Origin of the sequence: Lysinibacillus sphaericus (assembly GCF_015844675.1) — a bacterium.
Lineage (GTDB): Bacteria > Bacillota > Bacilli > Bacillales_A > Planococcaceae > Lysinibacillus > Lysinibacillus sphaericus_E.
Genome location: NZ_LDGC01000025.1, coordinates 76,608 through 94,742, shown reverse-complemented (window position 1 = coordinate 94,742; position 18,135 = coordinate 76,608). Strand labels below are relative to the sequence as shown.

Below are 18,135 nucleotides of genomic sequence, written 5' to 3'. Positions count from 1 at the left end.
CTTTATATTTATTTCGCTAATTGATAAATAATACCTATTATTAGCCACATTGTTACTAAAGATGTTCCTCCATAGCTGATAAAAGGTAATGTGACACCTGTTACAGGCACTAAACCAATCACTACTGCTATATTTAGAAATGCTTGTACGGCTAACATTGTTACAAGTCCAATGATCGCGTAATAAGATGTTCTTGTTTTAGCCCGCACTGCAAATTTATAGCCTGCATAAATCGTCAGTACGAAAAGTGCTAAAATAACAAGTCCACCAAATAATCCGACCTCTTCAAGGATTATTGCGTAAATAAAGTCATTTTGTGGTTCTGGTAAATATAAAAACTTTTGCCTACTTTGTCCAAAACCATGCCCGAAAATCCCAGCCGGACCTATAGCCATTAACGACTGCACAGCCTGAAACCCACTACCTAAAGGATCGACCCACGGATCAATAAATGCTTCAATTCGCTTTAGTCGGTATGGCGCTGTGACAATCAAGCCTACTAATCCAGCAATTCCAGCAATCATAAACATTGCATAAAGCTTTAAAGGATACCCTGCCACAAAAAACAATAAAAACACAGAAACAACGAGAATAAAAACTGAACCAAAATCGGGCTGTAGCATAATAAGTACAACGGGCAATAATAAGATCAATCCATGCCGCCAATTAACAATCGACGTACCCGTTTTATGCTGCGCTAAAATATGGCTCATGTATACAATGACAGTAATTTTCGCTAGTTCAGCTGGCTGAATTGTTAGGGGACCTACGCCAATCCAGCTTTGAGAGCCATTTCGTACAAGTCCAATTCCCGGTATAAGTACAAGGACTAGTAAAACTAACGAAAATATATAGGCCATTTTCCAAAAGGACTGCTCTTTCAAAATATTTAATCGAACCGTGATTAAAAACACTACAATAGCTACGGCAAAGTATAGACTTTGCTTCATATAAAACGGCATTTTTCCACTATAATGAACGGCACTCCAATAGGTACCTGCAGAATAGACGAAAATAATGCCGATTATTGAAAGCATCAATGTTGTGACGAGCAATAAATAGCTTTCTTTTCCTCTCAGTAATGCCATCCTTCCAAGTCAAGTATATTCTAAAATAGTTACAGGCTCATTACAGCTTCATTACAGCATCAATAAAAACATCGCCTCTTATTTCAAAGCTGTCATATTGATCCCAGCTTGCGCAAGCCGGAGATAGCAAAATAACATCGCCTTCTGCTGACATCGGCGCAGCATAGTGTACTGCATCCTCAACATTTTGTGCAATGACAGTTTGCTGTATACCACATGATTTTGCAAATTCTACAAAACGTAGTCCTGTTTCTCCAAAGGCAACAACACCTTTTACATGGCTCATACATGGACGTAATTCTTCAAACGAATGTCCTCGATCTAATCCACCTGCAAGTAAAATAACAGGTGCTTGGAATGCATCTAAAGCACTTTTTGTAGCTAAGCAATTTGTTGCTTTGGAGTCGTTGTAAATTTTACGTCCATTCCATTCACGTACAAATTGAGTACGGTGACGAACGCCCGCAAACTTCGCTAGCACTTCTTCCATTTTAGCTTTGTCACAGCCGACTAAAATACAAGCTGCGACAGCTGCTAAAATGTTTTCTAAGTTATGCTTACCAGGCAAAGCGATATTTGCTCGATCTAAATACGGCTCTCCTTGCCAATAAATTGTTGTGTCATCCGCACTAATTCCTTCATCCGTGCGTCCCTTAGAACTAAAGGGTACCTTTTGAGCTTTTGATTTTGTGGCATAGCCAACAACAACTGGCTGATCAGCATTATAAATAAAATAATCGCTTTCATCTTGATTACGTGTAACACCAAATTTTGCCTCAGCATAGTCATCAAATGTCCCATGATAATCAAGATGTGCATCATAAAGATTTGTTAATATAGCAATCTTCGGCTTAAACGTTTTAGTCCCCATTAATTGGAAGGATGATAACTCTGTCACAATTACATTATCCTTTTGTGCTTCTCTTGCAACACCACATGCAACTGTTCCTATATTCCCTGCAATTAACGGTTTTAAACTTCCGTTATTCAGCATGTCGAAAATTAACGTTGTCGTAGTTGTTTTACCGTTTGATCCTGTAATACCGACAAATGGCGCTTCACTAATTAAATAAGCAAGCTCAATTTCTGTCCAAACAGGGATTTCACGGCTTATAGCATCTGCTACTATTTTATTGCTATAAGGAATTCCTGGATTTTTCACAACTATTTCAAAGCCTTCATCTAGTAAATCTTCTGGATGACGCCCGCAAATAACTGTAATCCCCTTTTGCAATAGACCTTGCGCATCTGGGCTTTCGTCAAATGGTTTTGAATCATTAACCGTCACAAAGGCGCCAAGCTCATGTAAAATCTCAGCTGCAGCCACACCACTTTTAGCTAGACCTAAAACAAGGACTTTTTTATGTTGTAAATCTGTAAAATTTCTCATAAGAACGCCTCCGATAAAACTCCAATCAATGCTACTGCTAAAGCCGTTGACCAAAAGACAAGTACTACCTTCCATTCTGACCAACCTGATAATTCAAAATGATGATGAATAGGACTCATTTTAAAAATACGTTTTTTACGAAGTTTGAAGCTACCTACCTGTAAAATAACGGATAATGTTTCAATAACAAACACTAATCCAATTAATAACAGTAAGAGTTCTGCTTTTACTAATACAGAGATCATAGCTAAAGCTCCACCTAATGCTAGAGAACCTGTATCTCCCATAAATACTTTTGCAGGATTCGCATTAAAAAGTAAAAACCCTAATAATGCACCTGTTACTGCGAATGTAAATAAGGCGATATCAGCTTGTTCTTGGAATAGAGCAATAACACCAAATGCTGCAAAGGCAATGGAAGCAGTACCTGCTACAAGCCCATCTAAACCATCTGTTAAATTCACAGCATTTGAGAAGCCTACTAACCAGAAAATTAAAAAGGCTACATAGAAAATACCAAGATCAATCGTCCAATCTGTAAATGGTATTGCAATTGATGTATCAAACGATCCATGTAGTAAGAAATAAGCCAAGACTGCAATGGCAATTTGACCAATAAGCTTTTGAAGTGATGTTAATCCTAAATTACGTTTAAAAACAACCTTTAAGCTATCATCTAACAAGCCGATTAACCCAAACCCTACTAATACTAGTAGCAGTACGACGGTATATGTTGTAAATAAATCTAAATAGCTTCCTACTCCAACAGTAGTGAGGATAATGGCAATTAAGTAAATAATGCCCCCCATTGTTGGAGTACCAGCTTTCTTCATATGGGATTTCGGCCCCTCCTCACGAATACTTTGACCGAACTTTAATCGGCGAAGAAGTGGAATACTAATTGGTGCCAGGATAACTGTTACTATAAAAGCAAGAGCTAAAATGGTAAGCGTTGTTGCGAGTTTCATTGAAAAATCTCCTTTAAATCTTGTTTCACTTTCTTCTTGAAGAAAAAAGCACAAACTTTCATGTATTTAATACTACCCTTCATAATAATAGTGGTTCTTTCCCATTTTTTAAAGGTAAAGTTAATTAGTTTTCTAAATAAAGATGAATGGTACCATCTTGTTTGATAACACTATCCACTTCAGGCAGCTGATTGCCAATTTTAGTCCCTTCCCCATGCCATACAATGCGGAATGGATAATGTTGCTTGGCAATATCGTCCTTCGATTGACCAATAAAACTTGGTACCTTCACAGTGATTGGGTCACCCCATCGATAATCCTTTTCAAGCTGTTCCTTCGATTTTTCAATGCCAACAAAAGGTGCAATATCTTCAATAATTTGACCAACGATTGGAGCTGCTATCACACCGCCAAACTGCGTTCCCTTTTTCGGGTTATCTACCGCTACATAAACGACAATTTGCGGATTATCCGCAGGTGCGAAGCCAATAAACGATACGATATATTCGCCGTCTTTATAACGGCCATTCTCTACCTTTTGTGCCGTACCTGTTTTACCACCGATTCGTAATCCATCTCGGTAAGCTTGACGTCCTGAGCCCTTTGCGACAACAGATTCTAATGCACCTCGAACCTTTGCAGACGTCTCCTCACGAATAACTTGTTTTTTAACTTCTGGTTCAGTCTCTTTTATAACGTCCCCGGTATTAGGGTTAAAAACCTTCTTCACAACATATGGCGTATACAGCTTGCCCCCATTTATTGCTGCGGCTACTGCTTGCACTTGTTGAATTGGTGTAACGGCAACCCCTTGGCCAAATGAAGTTGTGGCCTGCTCAACGGGTCCAAAAGCATCCTTGGAAAATAATATTCCTGAAGCCTCACCAGCAATGTTAGAACCTGTTTTTGTACCAAAACCAAAATCTTTAACATACTGTAGTAGTTTTTCATTACCTATTCGCTGACCTAATTCAATAAAGCCAGGGTTACAAGAATTTTCTACCACTTCAAGGAAGGTTTCAGATCCATGACCTTCTCGCTTCCAACAACGCAATCTTGCTCCTGCAACCATTGAATAGCCTGGATCATAAAAAGTATCCTTCTCTAAATCCACTACATTTTCTTCCAGTGCTGCGGCGAGTGTTATGATTTTGAACGTTGACCCTGGCTCATATGTCATCCAAACCGGTAAATTTCGATTGTAGATAGCGGGCTCTACAGTTTGATATTCTGCCGGATTGAATGTAGGGTATGAGGCCAATGCTAAAATTTCACCATTGTTTGGATTCATAGCAATGGCCATTGCTTGGTCAGCATCATAACGCTTCATCGCCTGTGATAATTCACGTTCAACGACCTGTTGTGCATCTACATCTATCGTTAGCTCGATCGTTGCGCCATCTTCACCAGCCTTCCAGGCACTCTTTACATTCGGTAAATTATTCCCTTTCGCATCTGTAAAGATTCGTATAGCCGAAGAATTAGCCTGTAACAGCTTATCGTATTCATATTCGATTCCCGCTAAACCTTGTGCATCATAGCCTGTGAAACCTAAAAAACGAGATAGTAGGGTACCATATGGATAATCCCTTGAATAATCGACACCACTATATAATCCCTCAATCTGCATACCTTGTAACTCTACTGCTTTTTCATAAGGAATATTTTTTCCTTCTGGTGCCAGCTTTACTAAGTACACTTTCTTCTTCATTTTTGCCAAAAGCTTTTGTTCATCTACACCTAAAACCTGTGCAATTTTGGCCGCTGCACCTTCAATATCCTTACTTTGAGAAGGCATGAAATATAAAGTTGGTGCAAGCTTATTTGTGACAATATTTTTCCCCTTACGGTCAGTAATATGCCCTCGCTCATTGGCAAAAGGAATTTCTCGGTCCCAATTCTCTTCGGCTTTCTTTGTCAGTTCTTTTTGATCTAATACTTGCAAGAAGAACAGCCTAATAATAATCGCAGCGGCTACAAACATAAACAATACATATAAAATACGCAAACGCTTTTTGGAATGGATAGAAATCCACTTCATTCGACATCACACCTTGTTTTTTACAACGTATGAAATAAAGTGGGCTTCTATTCAGTCTTTATTCAGTTTCACCCTCAGTTGGGGCCTCTACATCTTTGATAAAGCTTTCAGCTGGCGTTTTCAGCTTCACGACAATCGGTGAACGATCTGAAATTACAGTACCTGCCGAGACGCTCTGACTAGCTACAAAGCCCTCCCCAACGACTTCAAGTTCTAACTCTGCCAATGCCTTAAAAGCAAGTACATTACGCAACGACCAGTTAGTGAAGTCTGGAAGTACTACATCGCCTGCTGTCTTTAAAAACACAAAATTACCTTTCACAAGTTTTTGTGGACCTTTAGGATATTGGTCAATAATTTTACCGCCACCACCAACAATAATTGGCTGCAGACCATCATTCTGAAGCTCTACTTGTATGGCCTCAGCACTTTTACCTGTGTAATCCTGTATTTTTGTATCATCAACTTGCTTTACATCCTCAGGGTTAACATTTAAATACTTTAAACTATTTAACATAACAGGTTTAAATACTTTTGAAACTGGTATAGAACCAGCTTCACCCTTTAACTTTGGCCGTTTGATGGATACATACATAATGAGCTGAGGGTCATCTACAGGAGCCATCCCTAAGAAAGAATATAGAAATTCATTTGACCCCCATGAATACCTACCATTTCCTAAAGGAATTTGGGCAGTACCTGTTTTCCCTGCAACTTCATATTCATCAAGAATAAAGTCGCTCGCCGAACCATCCTTAGCTGTTAACGTAGATGCAAGGGTTTCTTTTACTTGTTTCGCTGTGTCAGCTGAAACTGGTTTTCCCTTTACAATCGGCTCATGCTTTTTAATCGTTTTTCCTGTCGAAGGGTCAACAATACGATCGATCACATACGGTTGCATCATTTTCCCGTCATTCGCAATCGCTGTCAATGCTTGAATTAATTGAATTGGCGTTACCGTAGAACCTTGACCGAACGTTGTTGTCACTCGTTCCACTGGATAATTTGATAAAAGTTTTCCTGATGCTTCATTCGGTAAATCAATACCTGTTTTTTTACCAAAACCAAATCGATCTAAATAGTCAAAAAATACATCCTCACCAATAAGCTTTAATAAGTGTGCCATTGCAGTATTGGATGATCGTTGGAAGCCTTGTAAATAAGTAATATACCCCCAACCAACTCTATTATAATCTTTAATTACACGATCATGGACTCTGTATTGACCTGACGGATAGGTCTTATTTGGATCCCAAACCCCTGTATCAATCGCTGAAGCGAGTGTGAATGTTTTCATCGTCGAACCTGGTTCTATCGTCTCTTCAATAGCTTCGTTCAGCCATTTCATATTATCGCCTTCACGTGTATCAGGATTAAATGTAGGTCGCTGTGACATCGCAAGGATTTTACCTGTTTTCGGATCTGCCACAATAGCTGTCATCGCTTCAGGGTTATATTCCTTTTCAACCTCTGTCATCCTTTCCTCTAAAAAGCTTTGAACTGTTTTATCAAGTGTTAAATAAATGTCATCACCATTTTCGGCAGGCGTCACCATTTTTTCGCTATTCGGTAATAAATAACTGAAAGCATCTGTCTCATATTCTACCTTACCGTCTTTTCCAGTTAGTTCTTTGTTGTAGGTAAGCTCAAGACCCATTTTCCCTTTTGTTGTAAGCGTACCATCCTTATTTTCCTCTTTTAGTGCGAAACCAATTAAATGTGAGGCAAAGATTCCATTTGGATAATAACGTTTTAAATCGTTTACAAATAAAATCCCTGGTAATTTCTCTTCTTTGATTTTACTCATCGTCTCATGACTTAATCCACGTCCCGCACCGCCAAATTCAACTTGATAAGGCTTTTCGCCCTTATCATTTACCCTAGTAAGCTGTTTATAGATTGCTTTTTCGTCCATTGAAATATAATCTGCTAATATTTTTGCAGTTTTATCTGGATCTACTACATGTCGAGGTTTTTTTGAATTCGTCGTGGCCTCTTTATTGACGATTGCGATTAGTCGATAACTAAGTGTATCCTCCGCAATAACTTGTCCATTTGCATCAAAGATTTTCCCTCTATTTGCTGTTATTACACTTTCTTTGCTATATTTTGCAGCTGCCTTTGCCGCAAGCTCTTGACCTTCCACTTCACCTGTAGCTTGTAACGTCACCATTCTCGTGAACAATAGAAAAAAGAGCCCTCCATAAAAAATAAATAATAGAAAGGCTCCCCATTGGAATCGAAATCTCTTTTTTTTCATTCTCCCGGCACTACCTTTACATTTTTCTCATTTTGAGTTAAACCGAGTTCTTTAGCTTTGTTCCATATGTTTTCGTATGTAGACAGTTCACTTACACGAACTGTCAAGTCAACATTCTTTTTAGTAATCTCTTCTGCTTCAGTTTCGATTTTTTGAATGTCCATGCTGGTTGTCTGAATGGCTGCTTGCTTATTTAACACTAGTACTGACATTACAGCGATAATGCTAACTAAAGCAATTAGCATTGTTTTTTCAAACTTCTGGTTCGATTTTTTACGACGTTTGATAGTGGGTTGTGGGCTAGGGGGTGTTATTGGTTGTTGCACTTGCTGTTGCTGGTGCTGCCTTACACGAACTGCTGCCATTTACTCACTCCCTTTGTCGTTAATTTTCTCTACCACTCTAAGCTTTGCTGAGCGAGCGCGATTGTTTACAGCTAGTTCTTCATCAGAAGGAACGATCGGCTTTCTCGAGATAAGCTTTAAAGTTGGCTTCATGTCATCAGGAATTACTGGTAAATTCGGTGGTAATTCCGGTAATGATGACGCTTCCTTAAAAATAGTCTTGCATAGGCGGTCCTCCAATGAATGGAACGTAATGACACTAATGCGTCCACCTACGTTTATCATATCAATCGCATCGACTAATGAATCCTCTGCTGCGCCTAGCTCATCGTTAACAGCAATTCGTATTGCCTGGAATATGCGCTTCGCTGGATGTCCACCTTTACGGCGAGCCGCTGCTGGAATACCCTCTTTAATAAGTTCTACAAGTTGGCCAGTTGATTCAATCGGTGCTACCTTACGTGCCTCTTCGATTTTACGAGCAACTTGTTTTGAAAATTTCTCTTCCCCATAACGGAAAAATATACGTACTAAATCTTCATATGCCCATTCATTTACGACATGAAATGCTGTAAGGGATGCCGTTTGATCCATGCGCATATCTAAAGGTGCATCATGGTGATAACTAAAGCCTCGTTCTGGTGTATCAAGCTGTGGCGAAGATACGCCTAAATCATATAAAACACCATCAACTTGCTCAATACCAATCGCCAATAGCTCATCTTTTAAATAGCGGAAATTCGAATGAACAAATGTCACACGTTCAATATATGGTGCCAATCGAATTTTTGCATTGTTAATAGCTGTCATATCTTGATCAAAGCAAATTAAACGACCTTTTTCAGATAATTGTTGTACTAAATACTCACTGTGTCCTGCTCCACCTAACGTACAGTCCACATACACACCATCAGGATCGATGTTCAACCCATCAACTGTTTCTCTTAATAACACGGTTGTATGATCGAACATACCACTCGCTCCCTTCAGGCCTCAACTTCATCTAGCTGACACTTAAGTGTCTAAAAAAGTTAAAAATCAAAGCCAATCATATTTTCTGCAATTTCATTAAAGGATTGCTCCGACTCACTAAAGTAAGTCTCCCAAGCATCTTTCGCCCATACTTCAATCCGATTCGAAACTCCTAACACGACACATTCTTTTACAAGATGTGCATGCTGCATTAGAGTCGAAGGAATGTTTATGCGCCCCTGCTTGTCTATCTCTACTTCCGTTGCTCCAGAAAAGAAAAACCTTGCAAATGCACGTGTATCTTTTTTGGTCATCGGTAAGCCCTTTAATTTTTCTTCGAGTTTTCGCCATTCATCCATAGGATAGCCAAATAAACAATTATCAAGTCCGCGTGTTACAACAAACGTTTCACCTAAGGCTTCACGAAATTTTGCGGGCACGATTAATCGTCCTTTTGCATCAACAGAGTGTTGATATTCTCCCATGAACATGCTATTCACCCCACTTTATTAAATAATGTACCACATCCCCCCACTTTCCTCCACTTTTTTTAAAAAAAACTTGACATTTTAACAATTAATGTGCGATTAGGCCTTTAACAATTTATTGGAACTATGCTAAATGACTCAAAAAAAGAGCCATCCTTAGTAGGATAGCTCTCTATTTACTATTTATATCGACATTACCCATCAAATTCACATTGTATCAAATTATTAATTAGGTATATAGACACAAATATTGGATTATAAATAAATTATATAGTGGTGATTGCCAACGCTATAATTTTGTTTCAGCATTTCAGTAATTAACGTAGGTCCAAACTCATTAAAATATCGATATGGACTATAAGTTCTTTCCTGGAACCCCTCATTTGGATACAGCTCATTTTGTAACGTCATAAATTTTCGGATCGTTGTTTCATGTTTGTTAAGAACAGTTTGTTCAACCTTTTGCTGCAAATACTCAAATTGCTTTAGATGATTCTCTTTATTTTTCTCAAGTATTTTATCTAATAATAGCTGTTGTTCTTCTAAATAATGTTGAAGTGCATCATATTTCTCTAAAAGATCTCGTTGCATCGTTTGAATTTGGCGCTTCGCTTCAGTGTCCTGTACGTCAGCAACATACTGCTCTTTAAGCTGTAACACTTTACCATCCCAAACTTCAGCAACAGTTAAACGATATTCACGTAAAAGTTGTTCTACGCGACGTGTAACAAGTGTGATATGAAGACGTGGAGCAAAAATCGGCATTTGTAAGCCTAATACCGAAAATGCATCCTTCAATGTCGCCCAGTAGGCAAGCTCCCCTGGTCCACCAACAAATGCTAGCACGGGCAATGTCATTTCCTGCATTAACGGACGCGTCACAACGTTATTACTTAGCTGCTCAGGATGTTCTTCAGCAATTTTTAAAACTTCTTCACGAGATAGTTTGATATTGGCAGCTAGATTGACAAATTGCTGATTTTTTCTTTCTAAAAGATGACGCTCTTCATCTTCTACATAAAATAAATTGGCCGCTTCATTTGTTGCCAAAATAGGCTGGCCATAACCCGCACGTTCAAGCTCCGCTTCCTTCTCCGTTACCACTCTAGCAATTTCTTCATTTTTATGAATGATACGGGTAAAATTCCCACTCTCATATTGACGGAATTTAAAGTCTGCTGCATCTATCATCAATAAACCTTCATCTTTAAACAAGTGGTTCATAAGTTGCGCAAAGAAGTCCGTAAACGTGTCACTCTCATTTAGAGTATTTACTAATTGTTTAATAAGCATTTCAGTGAATTCTGTTTCACCCATATCCTTCACAATAGTATTTATTAATTGTGTCATGGATTCTTTGTTTATACTTGTTTCAGAAGCCATTGTTTTACGTCTTGAGCGTTCACCGTATGCACGTTTTTTAATATCTACACCACGAACTGTATACGTATGGTTAATTTCCTCTAAATCATGATCTTCTCCAGCTATCCAAAAAACAGGAACAACCGGTCGCTGTAGCTTTTCACTTTGCTCTTTCGCTAATGCAATAACCGATATCGCCTTATGCACCGAGTAAAGAGGGCCTGTTAAGATACCTGCTTGTTGCCCACCAACAACCGTAACAGCTCCTTGCTCTAGTTGTTGCAAATGTTCATTCGCTTTCTTCGAAATACCAAGAGGCTCCATAAATTGACGTATGATGGCTGTTAATTCTTTTTGATCATACGCATGCTGATCTAGATATTGCGCACGTTTCTCAAAAGATTTATCGTTATATTCGTATTCAAAAAACTCATGGATGGCAGTATTCGGTGACCAATAATCTGCTAGCAAACGATTTTTTATGGGTACTTGGATTGACTCCAGTTTCATTTAACACAAACTCCTCTACCTAAATCATCTTCTTACTCTTTAATAAGCAAACTTAAAATAAAATAATTCCCAAGTGTGTCGATTAACTATTTCCATCCACACTAAGTTTCTGATTTCCGCTACAGGCTACTCGCTTTCCTGCAGGCGAGCATCGAGCCGCTTCGCTCCGTGCAGGGTCTCGCCTGTCTCGCTTTCCCGCGGGAGTCGAGTAGCCCTACGCTACAATCAGTAAAATGGGCATATATTTGCAAAATATCAACAAAAAATCTTTTTATCAGTCAATAAAAAATCTATATTTCTCCAATCAACACGCCTGATAAATCCCATTAATACTTACTATGCAATTTACCATAGAAAGTTAATTTATAATGACAGTTTCCAACAAACATTACGAAACACTGTCAAATGCTTGAAAACTTTGCAATTTCACTTCATACTTTTGCACATTTAGAGTAGGACTAAAAAAAACATTTTATAACGCTATTATTTTAACGCTTATGGCTTCAACATGAAAAGAAAATGCTTAGACTGCCTGTAAATATTCTATAACAGATCGAATAACTCCCACTAAACAAATAACAATATACGCCGCACTTAGCACTAAAAACTGAAAGCGCCAAATTTTCCTAAGTAGCGGTTTTACTTCAATTTCCTTTTTTGTTCGCCAATCAATATATGTAAAAATTATTGCCATCACTACCGTCAATGTAACTAATAGTGCGCTAACATCGACATTCCACAGCACCCTAATTGCTAGTGGTACTGAAAAAAACAAGCACAATGTCGTCACGTCCGATGCTACTCCGAAAGCATGAGTGCCTCGAATTTTAACCTTTCGACCAACTAAATAGACAATCATAAAAAGGAGGATTGGACAAAAAATAATGACACTTATCATAATATGTAAAAAATCTTTCAACGTCTTTCACCGCTCTCCTCTATCGCAAGTACTTGGTGATATAAAGTACGTAAAGTTGGCAAATCGTGACCATCCGCTAGAGCTTTTTCTAGTATTACTCCTGCAATCGTGTCAATTTCACTTTTCCTCCCTTGCACCCGATCCGCTAGCATAGAGGATGTATTACTTGCCGTTTGTTCACATAAGTCTATCACCTTAGAAAAAGGTATAGTTTGTTCTATGCCTTCAAAAGCTTCCGTAATTTCTCGATAGAGAGTTTGCATTAATAGAAACGCTTGCTTATTCGTAACTAACTCTCCGTTCTTCAGTTGCAGTATAGCCGTCAATGGATTAATTAAGCAGTTGAATACAGCTTTTTCAAATAACATTTGTTCCGCATTTGCAAGTAGTTCAACTGGATATAAGGAATTGCTTAGTTGCAACAAATCGTCATACGCTTTACTATCTCCTCGCTCTATCGCGATTTTACATGCACCTACACCTCTATGTTGCACAGTTGTCTGATTGATCAATTGAGCACCGAATGATACAGAACAAAAAGCAATATTCTTTTGTGGCAAACGTAGTGCCTCGCCAAAATGCGCCAAACCATTTTGCATAAACAACAACGGTACCGTACTCGGTAATGCAGATAATTGTTTGTAAAGCTCTTGTAATTGACCGTATTTAACAGCAATTACAATTAAATCTTGTCGTGGTAGTTCCTCTAATTTTGTAGTTGAAGCAACTTTTTGTACAGTTTTCGTTCCATCAACATTCACTCGTGTTAAATACTTTGCATGAAGTTCATCTACCTGTTCCTGCCTTCTCGCAACCAACGTTACAGATATACCAGACTCAGCTATAAAACTTGCCGTTAACTGCCCTACAGCCCCGGCACCAATAATCGTTACACCCACAATACATCACACCTCCCACATTTACAACGGACGATCAAATATAAGAGAACGCACTCTTTCGACATAATTGCGTCCGGAATCGACTTTACGCTTAGGCCCGCGTGAGGGCCGACACGATGTCGGTCATTTCAGTAATGACACTGGATATGGCGTTTTTACCGATGCAGGTTGGTCAGCCGTTATCGCATGGTTGCGATACAAGAACTCCATTCTGATTCCGAGACATCCGTCGAGGCTTCGAACCAACAAGATGTTGGTCACTCAGTCGTTGCCACAGGACGTGGCGTTCTTAGACTGAGTTTCTCTATTTGAGCGAGTGTTTGGACAGCCGCTACCGTCCATCATTATACAATCTATTTCGCCCCACTCTACAGAAGGAGGTGCCTTAGAATAGTTTCTAAGGCACCTCCTATGCAGGTTCTTTTATTATACAAGATTGGCTAAGTGTTTACGACAATATATAAAGTGAAACCTTAATCAGCAGGGTTTTTCCACTGATCATTAGTCTTCACCAATCAGACTTTTACTGGCAGTAACTCTTACACCTAACTTCTTTACTTTCGTTACATTTCAAGGTGTGCGTTTTATACCTGGCGCTTCGCATTCGGTACAGATAAATTACTGCCTATAAATTCACTTAGCGCAGCATTATGTTTTAATCTAACTTATATTCTTTCTAAGTAACTTACTCTACCGCACTTGTAACCCTCATCTGCTCCCTTACTTTAATCTTTCATTAAAGAATATCCTTGCTGTAACCATTTCACTAGTTTTTCATGCTCATTTTGTAATTCACGGTGTCTTATTTCGAGACTTTGATAGGCATCTGTTAATTCATCGAAACTTGTTAATGCCAATTTCAAATGGCTTCGCATAGATTGTTGCGGCTGATTTCGTACAGCTAGTAGTGACTGACTATATTGACTACGTAATGTTTTATTCCAACGGAAACCACATGCCTGTTTTGTACGACCTAGTTCATTAGCAGCCATTTCAAAAGCCTCTAGCTGTGTTTTGCCATTTTGCACATTATGCAACACAATTTCTGCTAATCTTTCATCGTCTTCCTTTGTCCATTGATCTTTTCTTTTTTTCAATTCCATAATCTATCACCCTCGCATTTTTTACTACTATATGCATGGGCGAGCAAAATAGAATCATCGAAATAAAAAAGTCAGTGATTATGCTTTGTTATAATCACTGCCGCTATACATTATTTATTGTTTTTCTTTGCTAGGAAATTAGCAACTGCCTCGTGGTGAGCTTCGCTTTCCCACAATTTCGCACACGTACGAACTTCCTCCATAACACGTTCATACATATTACGCTCACGCCACTTTCGAAGTTCAATTTCTTTATAAGCCTTATGAACAGAAGGATGAATTTTACGCATATGTTCGATAAAATCATTCAACGCTTCTTCTTTTGAACCTTCGAAGACGCGCATTGCCCAACCAATTTCATATAGTAATTCTGCTGGATAAGGTTTTGCATCGACTAGCATCTTCATTGCACGATCATGGCGTAACCCACGTTCGAATAAGTATGTACCGCCTCCCCAGCCGCTCGTAATTGCTAATGTCCCCTGTATAAAACCACATTTCGCATGACTTGCCACTAGACGAAAATCGCAAGCTGTTGCAATCTCACAACCTCCACCAACCGCCGTTCCATTAATTAACGCAATCGTCGGCACAGGCAAAGTCGCAAGATCGTATAATATTTTGCCCATCTTACTCAACATCCCGAACGCCTCATCCTCCGTTTCAAGCGAATGAAATTCAGATAAATCGCCCCCTGAGCAAAATGATTTATCTCCCGCACCCGTCACGACTAAAAAACGGACATCATCATGATGTCGAATATATGTAATAACTTCTTGAAGCCCGTCCATAACCTCATCATTAACCGCATTCCTTTTTTCTTCCCGATCAATCGCAAACGTCATAATACCATCTTTGTTATCAATTATATAAGCCATACTATTTCCCCCTTTGTCCCAATGGATAAATTGTATCATACAATTATTATAGTACTATATATCTTTTCTGTTATTGCCGAAAGATTCCGTCTTTTCTAGTCAACAAAAAGGCTAGTAAAGAGCCATGGTCTCTTTACTAGCCTTTGACGTGAGCAAACACTGAATTATTTGCTTACTACTTCTTTACCTTTGTATTGTCCGCAAGCTTTGCAAACACGGTGTGATAATTTTGCTTCACCACAGTTTGGGCAAGCTACCATACCAGGTACAGATAGTTTGAAATGCGTACGACGCTTTCTTTTTGCAGTTTTAGAAGTTCTTCTAAATGGTACAGCCATTGATGGCACCTCCTTACAGATCGTCTATTCGTCTGTTTGATCAAAATACTTAGCTAAATCAGCCAGTCTTGGATCCACTTTTTGTTCGTCAGCCTTTTTGTGTAGCTGAACGTCTTCATCTGTTGCGTAAGACCAGTTTTTACCACCATGCACTTGCCCTTCGGTATTCACCTTGAACACTTGCATAGGTACTTCAAGAAGCACTAACTCCTCAAGAACCGGCTTCATGTCGATTACTTCACCAACTATGTAGTGAATATCTCCGCCATCTTCCCCACGATTTTCTTCGTCAACCCAGCTGAAAATTTCAACTGTCTCAACTTCGATAGGAAACTCAACATCTTCCCACGTGCGGGCACATGGAAGTGTTAACGTCGCTGTCACTGTTAGCTGACATGTCATTTGCGATGCACCGAAAGTACATAGCCCTTTTACATGAACGGGCGAAATTGCTCGAATATCCTGGTTTCGCTCCATCACCTCGTCCAACTGGACATAGGCATCGATTGGCATCCCGTTTTGGCGGTATTTAGATAATTGATGAATTGACCATTTCATTCGTTTAATCACCTCGAGACAACACTGTTGATTATATAATGTGTAAAAATAGATGTCAAGATAATTTCTTGTCACCACAATAAAACCCACCTATAATTATATATTATTAAATGTGTATTTGCTCTAAACCGTTCTATATAAGCAAAAATGCTCCTTAGAACGAGAAGCAAATGCTATAGATAAAGGAGGCTTACATTTGCAAGCAGTTGGAATAGTTGTTGAATACAATCCTTTTCACAATGGACATGCCTATCATTTGGAACAGGCGAAGAAAGTAGCACAAGCGGATATTGTCATCGCTGTCATGAGCGGGGATTTTTTGCAACGTGGTGAACCAGCCATGGTCGATAAATGGACACGCACAAAAATGGCTCTCGCAGGTGGTGTCGATATTGTCATTGAACTACCCTACGTATATAGTACCGCACCTGCAACTGATTTCGCAAAAGGAGCCATTTCCTTACTTTCTGGAATTGGTTGTGATTCTTTTACTTTCGGAAGCGAAGATGGCTCCATACAACCCTTTATGAATACGTTTCAGCTCATTAATAGTCACCGTACTGAATATAACGCTCTTATTAAAGAAAGCCTTAAAACGGGGGCAAGCTATCCTAAAAGTCTACATTACGCCTATGAACAGCTTTCTCAAAAGTTCCCTGCTGCATACATTGATTTAGGTCAACCGAACAATATACTTGGTTTTCACTACATTGAGGCTGCCAAAACTTTAGGTAGTAACATTAAACCTTTAACGATCCCTCGCATCGTTGCAGGTTACCATGACGCTATACAAGAAGGTGCATCCATCGCTAGCGCCACAGGAATACGCAAGGCACTAGCAACAACAAGTGCTCTACAAAATGTGCAAGAGTTTCTACCTAAAGCATCATTCGTTCATTTAGCAGATTGGCATGGAAAATATGGTGGATTTGCAAGTTGGGAAACTTTTTGGCCATTATTACAGTTTACACTTATTCGGCACACACCTAGTGAACTGACGCGCTACGCTGAGGTAACAGAAGGCATTGAGAATGCACTGATTAAAGCAGCGAAAACGAGTCATTCATTCGGTAGCTTTATGGAGAAAATTAAATCTAAACGCTATACTTGGACACGACTTCAACGTATGCTCACGCACATTTATACTGGATTTACAAAAGAACAATTGCAAAGCTTTGATGCGCCTTCCAGTATACGTTTGCTTGGTATGAGTAAGCAGGGACAAGCGTATTTGGGCATGCACAAAAAAGACATACCTTTACCTTTAATCAGTCGTGTTGCAGCTATGGATGATGCTATGCTCGCTGTAGATATTCATGCAGCAGAGGTATACAATTTAAGTATAGAGCAAAGATCAAAAGGGCAAAGTTTGCCTAAAGATTATCAAACACCACCCATTCGTTTTTAAGTAATAGCAAATCTCAATACAAGGATGCCAGATTTTCTAGCATCCTTTTATGTTGTAGAAAAACAAAATGGTCAAGGAATGTCGTGGCGCATTAAAGGGTAATTTCCAGTCCAAGCTACTCGCTTTATCGCTACCGCTTCGTTTTCGCGTAGAGCAAAGCTTCCTGTGGGCGAGCGTTGAACCGCTTCCTCCGCTTTCGCACGGAAAACATTCGCTCCGTGCAGGGTCTCACCTGTCTCGCTACCCACAGGAGTCGAGTAACCTTCCATTCCAATCAATGATAGCGTAGAACTTTTATTAATTTTGCACATTTCAAAAATGAACACTATGACTACTCATCATAATCAAACAAATCCGACTTATAACAGCCGCAATTATATATCTCCCATTACTGCCATATGTTTTAAATATTAAACATTTGTTGCAAAGTTTCTTTTTATTACAATTAGTGTGACCGGTAGATACACGCTGAGTAAAGTGGTTGATTGGAGTGGAGACTGGGTGACTCCTCGGGGATCAGCGTCACAGATGAGACCCTGCAGCGAAGCGAAGCGGCTCATCTGACGCCCCCAGGAAAGCACCCAGTCGGAACGGAAATCAATCCTCGCT

Annotated in this window: 16 protein-coding genes; 1 reads left to right on the top strand and 15 read right to left on the bottom strand. The window is 39.3% G+C overall.

Going from position 1 to position 18,135, the window contains the following annotated elements; translation table 11 throughout:
• Positions 1 to 8 precede the first annotated feature (8 nt).
• The 15 genes from ABE34_RS08605 to ABE34_RS08535 all read right to left on the bottom strand — a co-directional run bounded on the left by ABE34_RS08605 (position 9) and on the right by ABE34_RS08535 (position 16,118).
• On the bottom strand, positions 9 to 1,088 hold the full coding sequence (locus ABE34_RS08605; protein WP_197141769.1) for an FtsW/RodA/SpoVE family cell cycle protein: 1,080 nt from the start codon (positions 1,086 to 1,088) through the stop codon (positions 9 to 11).
• A 40-nt stretch (positions 1,089 to 1,128) separates the two neighbouring features.
• A complete protein-coding gene (murD, locus tag ABE34_RS08600) occupies positions 1,129 to 2,478 on the bottom strand; it encodes a UDP-N-acetylmuramoyl-L-alanine--D-glutamate ligase (RefSeq protein ID WP_197141767.1) in 1,350 nt (449 codons plus the stop codon).
• A complete protein-coding gene (mraY, locus tag ABE34_RS08595; RefSeq protein ID WP_197141765.1) occupies positions 2,475 to 3,446 on the bottom strand; it encodes a phospho-N-acetylmuramoyl-pentapeptide-transferase in 972 nt (323 codons plus the stop codon). Before mraY ends, murD begins: the two co-directional genes overlap by 4 nt.
• A 124-nt stretch (positions 3,447 to 3,570) precedes the next feature.
• Complete coding sequence (locus ABE34_RS08590) at positions 3,571 to 5,487, bottom strand: stage V sporulation protein D (protein ID WP_197141763.1); 1,917 nt, start codon at positions 5,485 to 5,487, stop codon at positions 3,571 to 3,573.
• 58 nt (positions 5,488 to 5,545) lie between these two features.
• Entirely contained in the window at positions 5,546 to 7,747 is a 2,202-nt protein-coding gene (locus tag ABE34_RS08585; protein ID WP_197141761.1) for a penicillin-binding protein, read from the bottom strand.
• Entirely contained in the window at positions 7,744 to 8,112 is a 369-nt protein-coding gene (gene ftsL2 / locus ABE34_RS08580) for a cell division protein FtsL (RefSeq protein ID WP_197141760.1), read from the bottom strand. Before ftsL2 ends, ABE34_RS08585 begins: the two co-directional genes overlap by 4 nt.
• Positions 8,113 to 9,063, bottom strand: a complete 951-nt coding sequence (gene rsmH / locus ABE34_RS08575) for a 16S rRNA (cytosine(1402)-N(4))-methyltransferase RsmH (protein WP_197141759.1) — start codon at positions 9,061 to 9,063, stop codon at positions 8,113 to 8,115. It abuts the gene before it with no gap.
• Between the two features lie 59 nt (positions 9,064 to 9,122).
• A complete protein-coding gene (mraZ, locus tag ABE34_RS08570; RefSeq protein ID WP_079559763.1) occupies positions 9,123 to 9,554 on the bottom strand; it encodes a division/cell wall cluster transcriptional repressor MraZ in 432 nt (143 codons plus the stop codon).
• A 252-nt stretch (positions 9,555 to 9,806) separates the two neighbouring features.
• A complete protein-coding gene (bshC, locus tag ABE34_RS08565; RefSeq protein WP_197141758.1) occupies positions 9,807 to 11,423 on the bottom strand; it encodes a bacillithiol biosynthesis cysteine-adding enzyme BshC in 1,617 nt (538 codons plus the stop codon).
• A 523-nt stretch (positions 11,424 to 11,946) separates the two neighbouring features.
• Positions 11,947 to 12,342, bottom strand: a complete 396-nt coding sequence (locus tag ABE34_RS08560) for a DUF3397 domain-containing protein (RefSeq protein WP_197141757.1) — start codon at positions 12,340 to 12,342, stop codon at positions 11,947 to 11,949.
• Positions 12,339 to 13,241, bottom strand: coding sequence for a 2-dehydropantoate 2-reductase (locus ABE34_RS08555; RefSeq protein WP_197141756.1), 903 nt, complete (start codon positions 13,239 to 13,241; stop codon positions 12,339 to 12,341). Before ABE34_RS08555 ends, ABE34_RS08560 begins: the two co-directional genes overlap by 4 nt.
• A gap of 725 nt (positions 13,242 to 13,966) precedes the next feature.
• Complete coding sequence (locus ABE34_RS08550) at positions 13,967 to 14,344, bottom strand: transcriptional regulator (protein WP_197141755.1); 378 nt, start codon at positions 14,342 to 14,344, stop codon at positions 13,967 to 13,969.
• 110 nt (positions 14,345 to 14,454) lie between these two features.
• Positions 14,455 to 15,222, bottom strand: coding sequence for an enoyl-CoA hydratase/isomerase family protein (locus ABE34_RS08545; RefSeq protein WP_197141753.1), 768 nt, complete (start codon positions 15,220 to 15,222; stop codon positions 14,455 to 14,457).
• Positions 15,223 to 15,386: 164 nt separating this feature from the next.
• Positions 15,387 to 15,560, bottom strand: a complete 174-nt coding sequence (rpmF, locus tag ABE34_RS08540; RefSeq protein ID WP_010858320.1) for a 50S ribosomal protein L32 — start codon at positions 15,558 to 15,560, stop codon at positions 15,387 to 15,389.
• Between the two features lie 24 nt (positions 15,561 to 15,584).
• Positions 15,585 to 16,118 carry a YceD family protein gene (locus ABE34_RS08535; RefSeq protein ID WP_197141752.1) on the bottom strand — a complete coding sequence of 178 codons (534 nt, stop codon included), beginning with the start codon at positions 16,116 to 16,118 and terminating at the stop codon, positions 15,585 to 15,587.
• 196 nt (positions 16,119 to 16,314) lie between these two features.
• Here ABE34_RS08535 and ABE34_RS08530 point away from each other — a divergent pair, with 196 nt between their 5' ends.
• Positions 16,315 to 17,526, top strand: a complete 1,212-nt coding sequence (locus ABE34_RS08530) for a nucleotidyltransferase (RefSeq protein ID WP_197141751.1) — start codon at positions 16,315 to 16,317, stop codon at positions 17,524 to 17,526.
• Positions 17,527 to 18,135: the final 609 nt, after the last annotated feature.

Coding starts and splice junctions, on each gene's coding strand:
- ABE34_RS08605 (WP_197141769.1), bottom strand. CDS start 1,088: ATGGCATTACTGAGAGGAAAAGAAAGCTATTTATTGCTCGTCACAACA.
- murD (WP_197141767.1), bottom strand. CDS start 2,478: ATGAGAAATTTTACAGATTTACAACATAAAAAAGTCCTTGTTTTAGGT.
- mraY (WP_197141765.1), bottom strand. CDS start 3,446: ATGAAACTCGCAACAACGCTTACCATTTTAGCTCTTGCTTTTATAGTA.
- ABE34_RS08590 (WP_197141763.1), bottom strand. CDS start 5,487: ATGAAGTGGATTTCTATCCATTCCAAAAAGCGTTTGCGTATTTTATAT.
- ABE34_RS08585 (WP_197141761.1), bottom strand. CDS start 7,747: ATGAAAAAAAAGAGATTTCGATTCCAATGGGGAGCCTTTCTATTATTT.
- ftsL2 (WP_197141760.1), bottom strand. CDS start 8,112: ATGGCAGCAGTTCGTGTAAGGCAGCACCAGCAACAGCAAGTGCAACAA.
- rsmH (WP_197141759.1), bottom strand. CDS start 9,063: ATGTTCGATCATACAACCGTGTTATTAAGAGAAACAGTTGATGGGTTG.
- mraZ (WP_079559763.1), bottom strand. CDS start 9,554: ATGTTCATGGGAGAATATCAACACTCTGTTGATGCAAAAGGACGATTA.
- bshC (WP_197141758.1), bottom strand. CDS start 11,423: ATGAAACTGGAGTCAATCCAAGTACCCATAAAAAATCGTTTGCTAGCA.
- ABE34_RS08550 (WP_197141755.1), bottom strand. CDS start 14,344: ATGGAATTGAAAAAAAGAAAAGATCAATGGACAAAGGAAGACGATGAA.
- ABE34_RS08545 (WP_197141753.1), bottom strand. CDS start 15,222: ATGGCTTATATAATTGATAACAAAGATGGTATTATGACGTTTGCGATT.
- rpmF (WP_010858320.1), bottom strand. CDS start 15,560: ATGGCTGTACCATTTAGAAGAACTTCTAAAACTGCAAAAAGAAAGCGT.
- ABE34_RS08535 (WP_197141752.1), bottom strand. CDS start 16,118: ATGAAATGGTCAATTCATCAATTATCTAAATACCGCCAAAACGGGATG.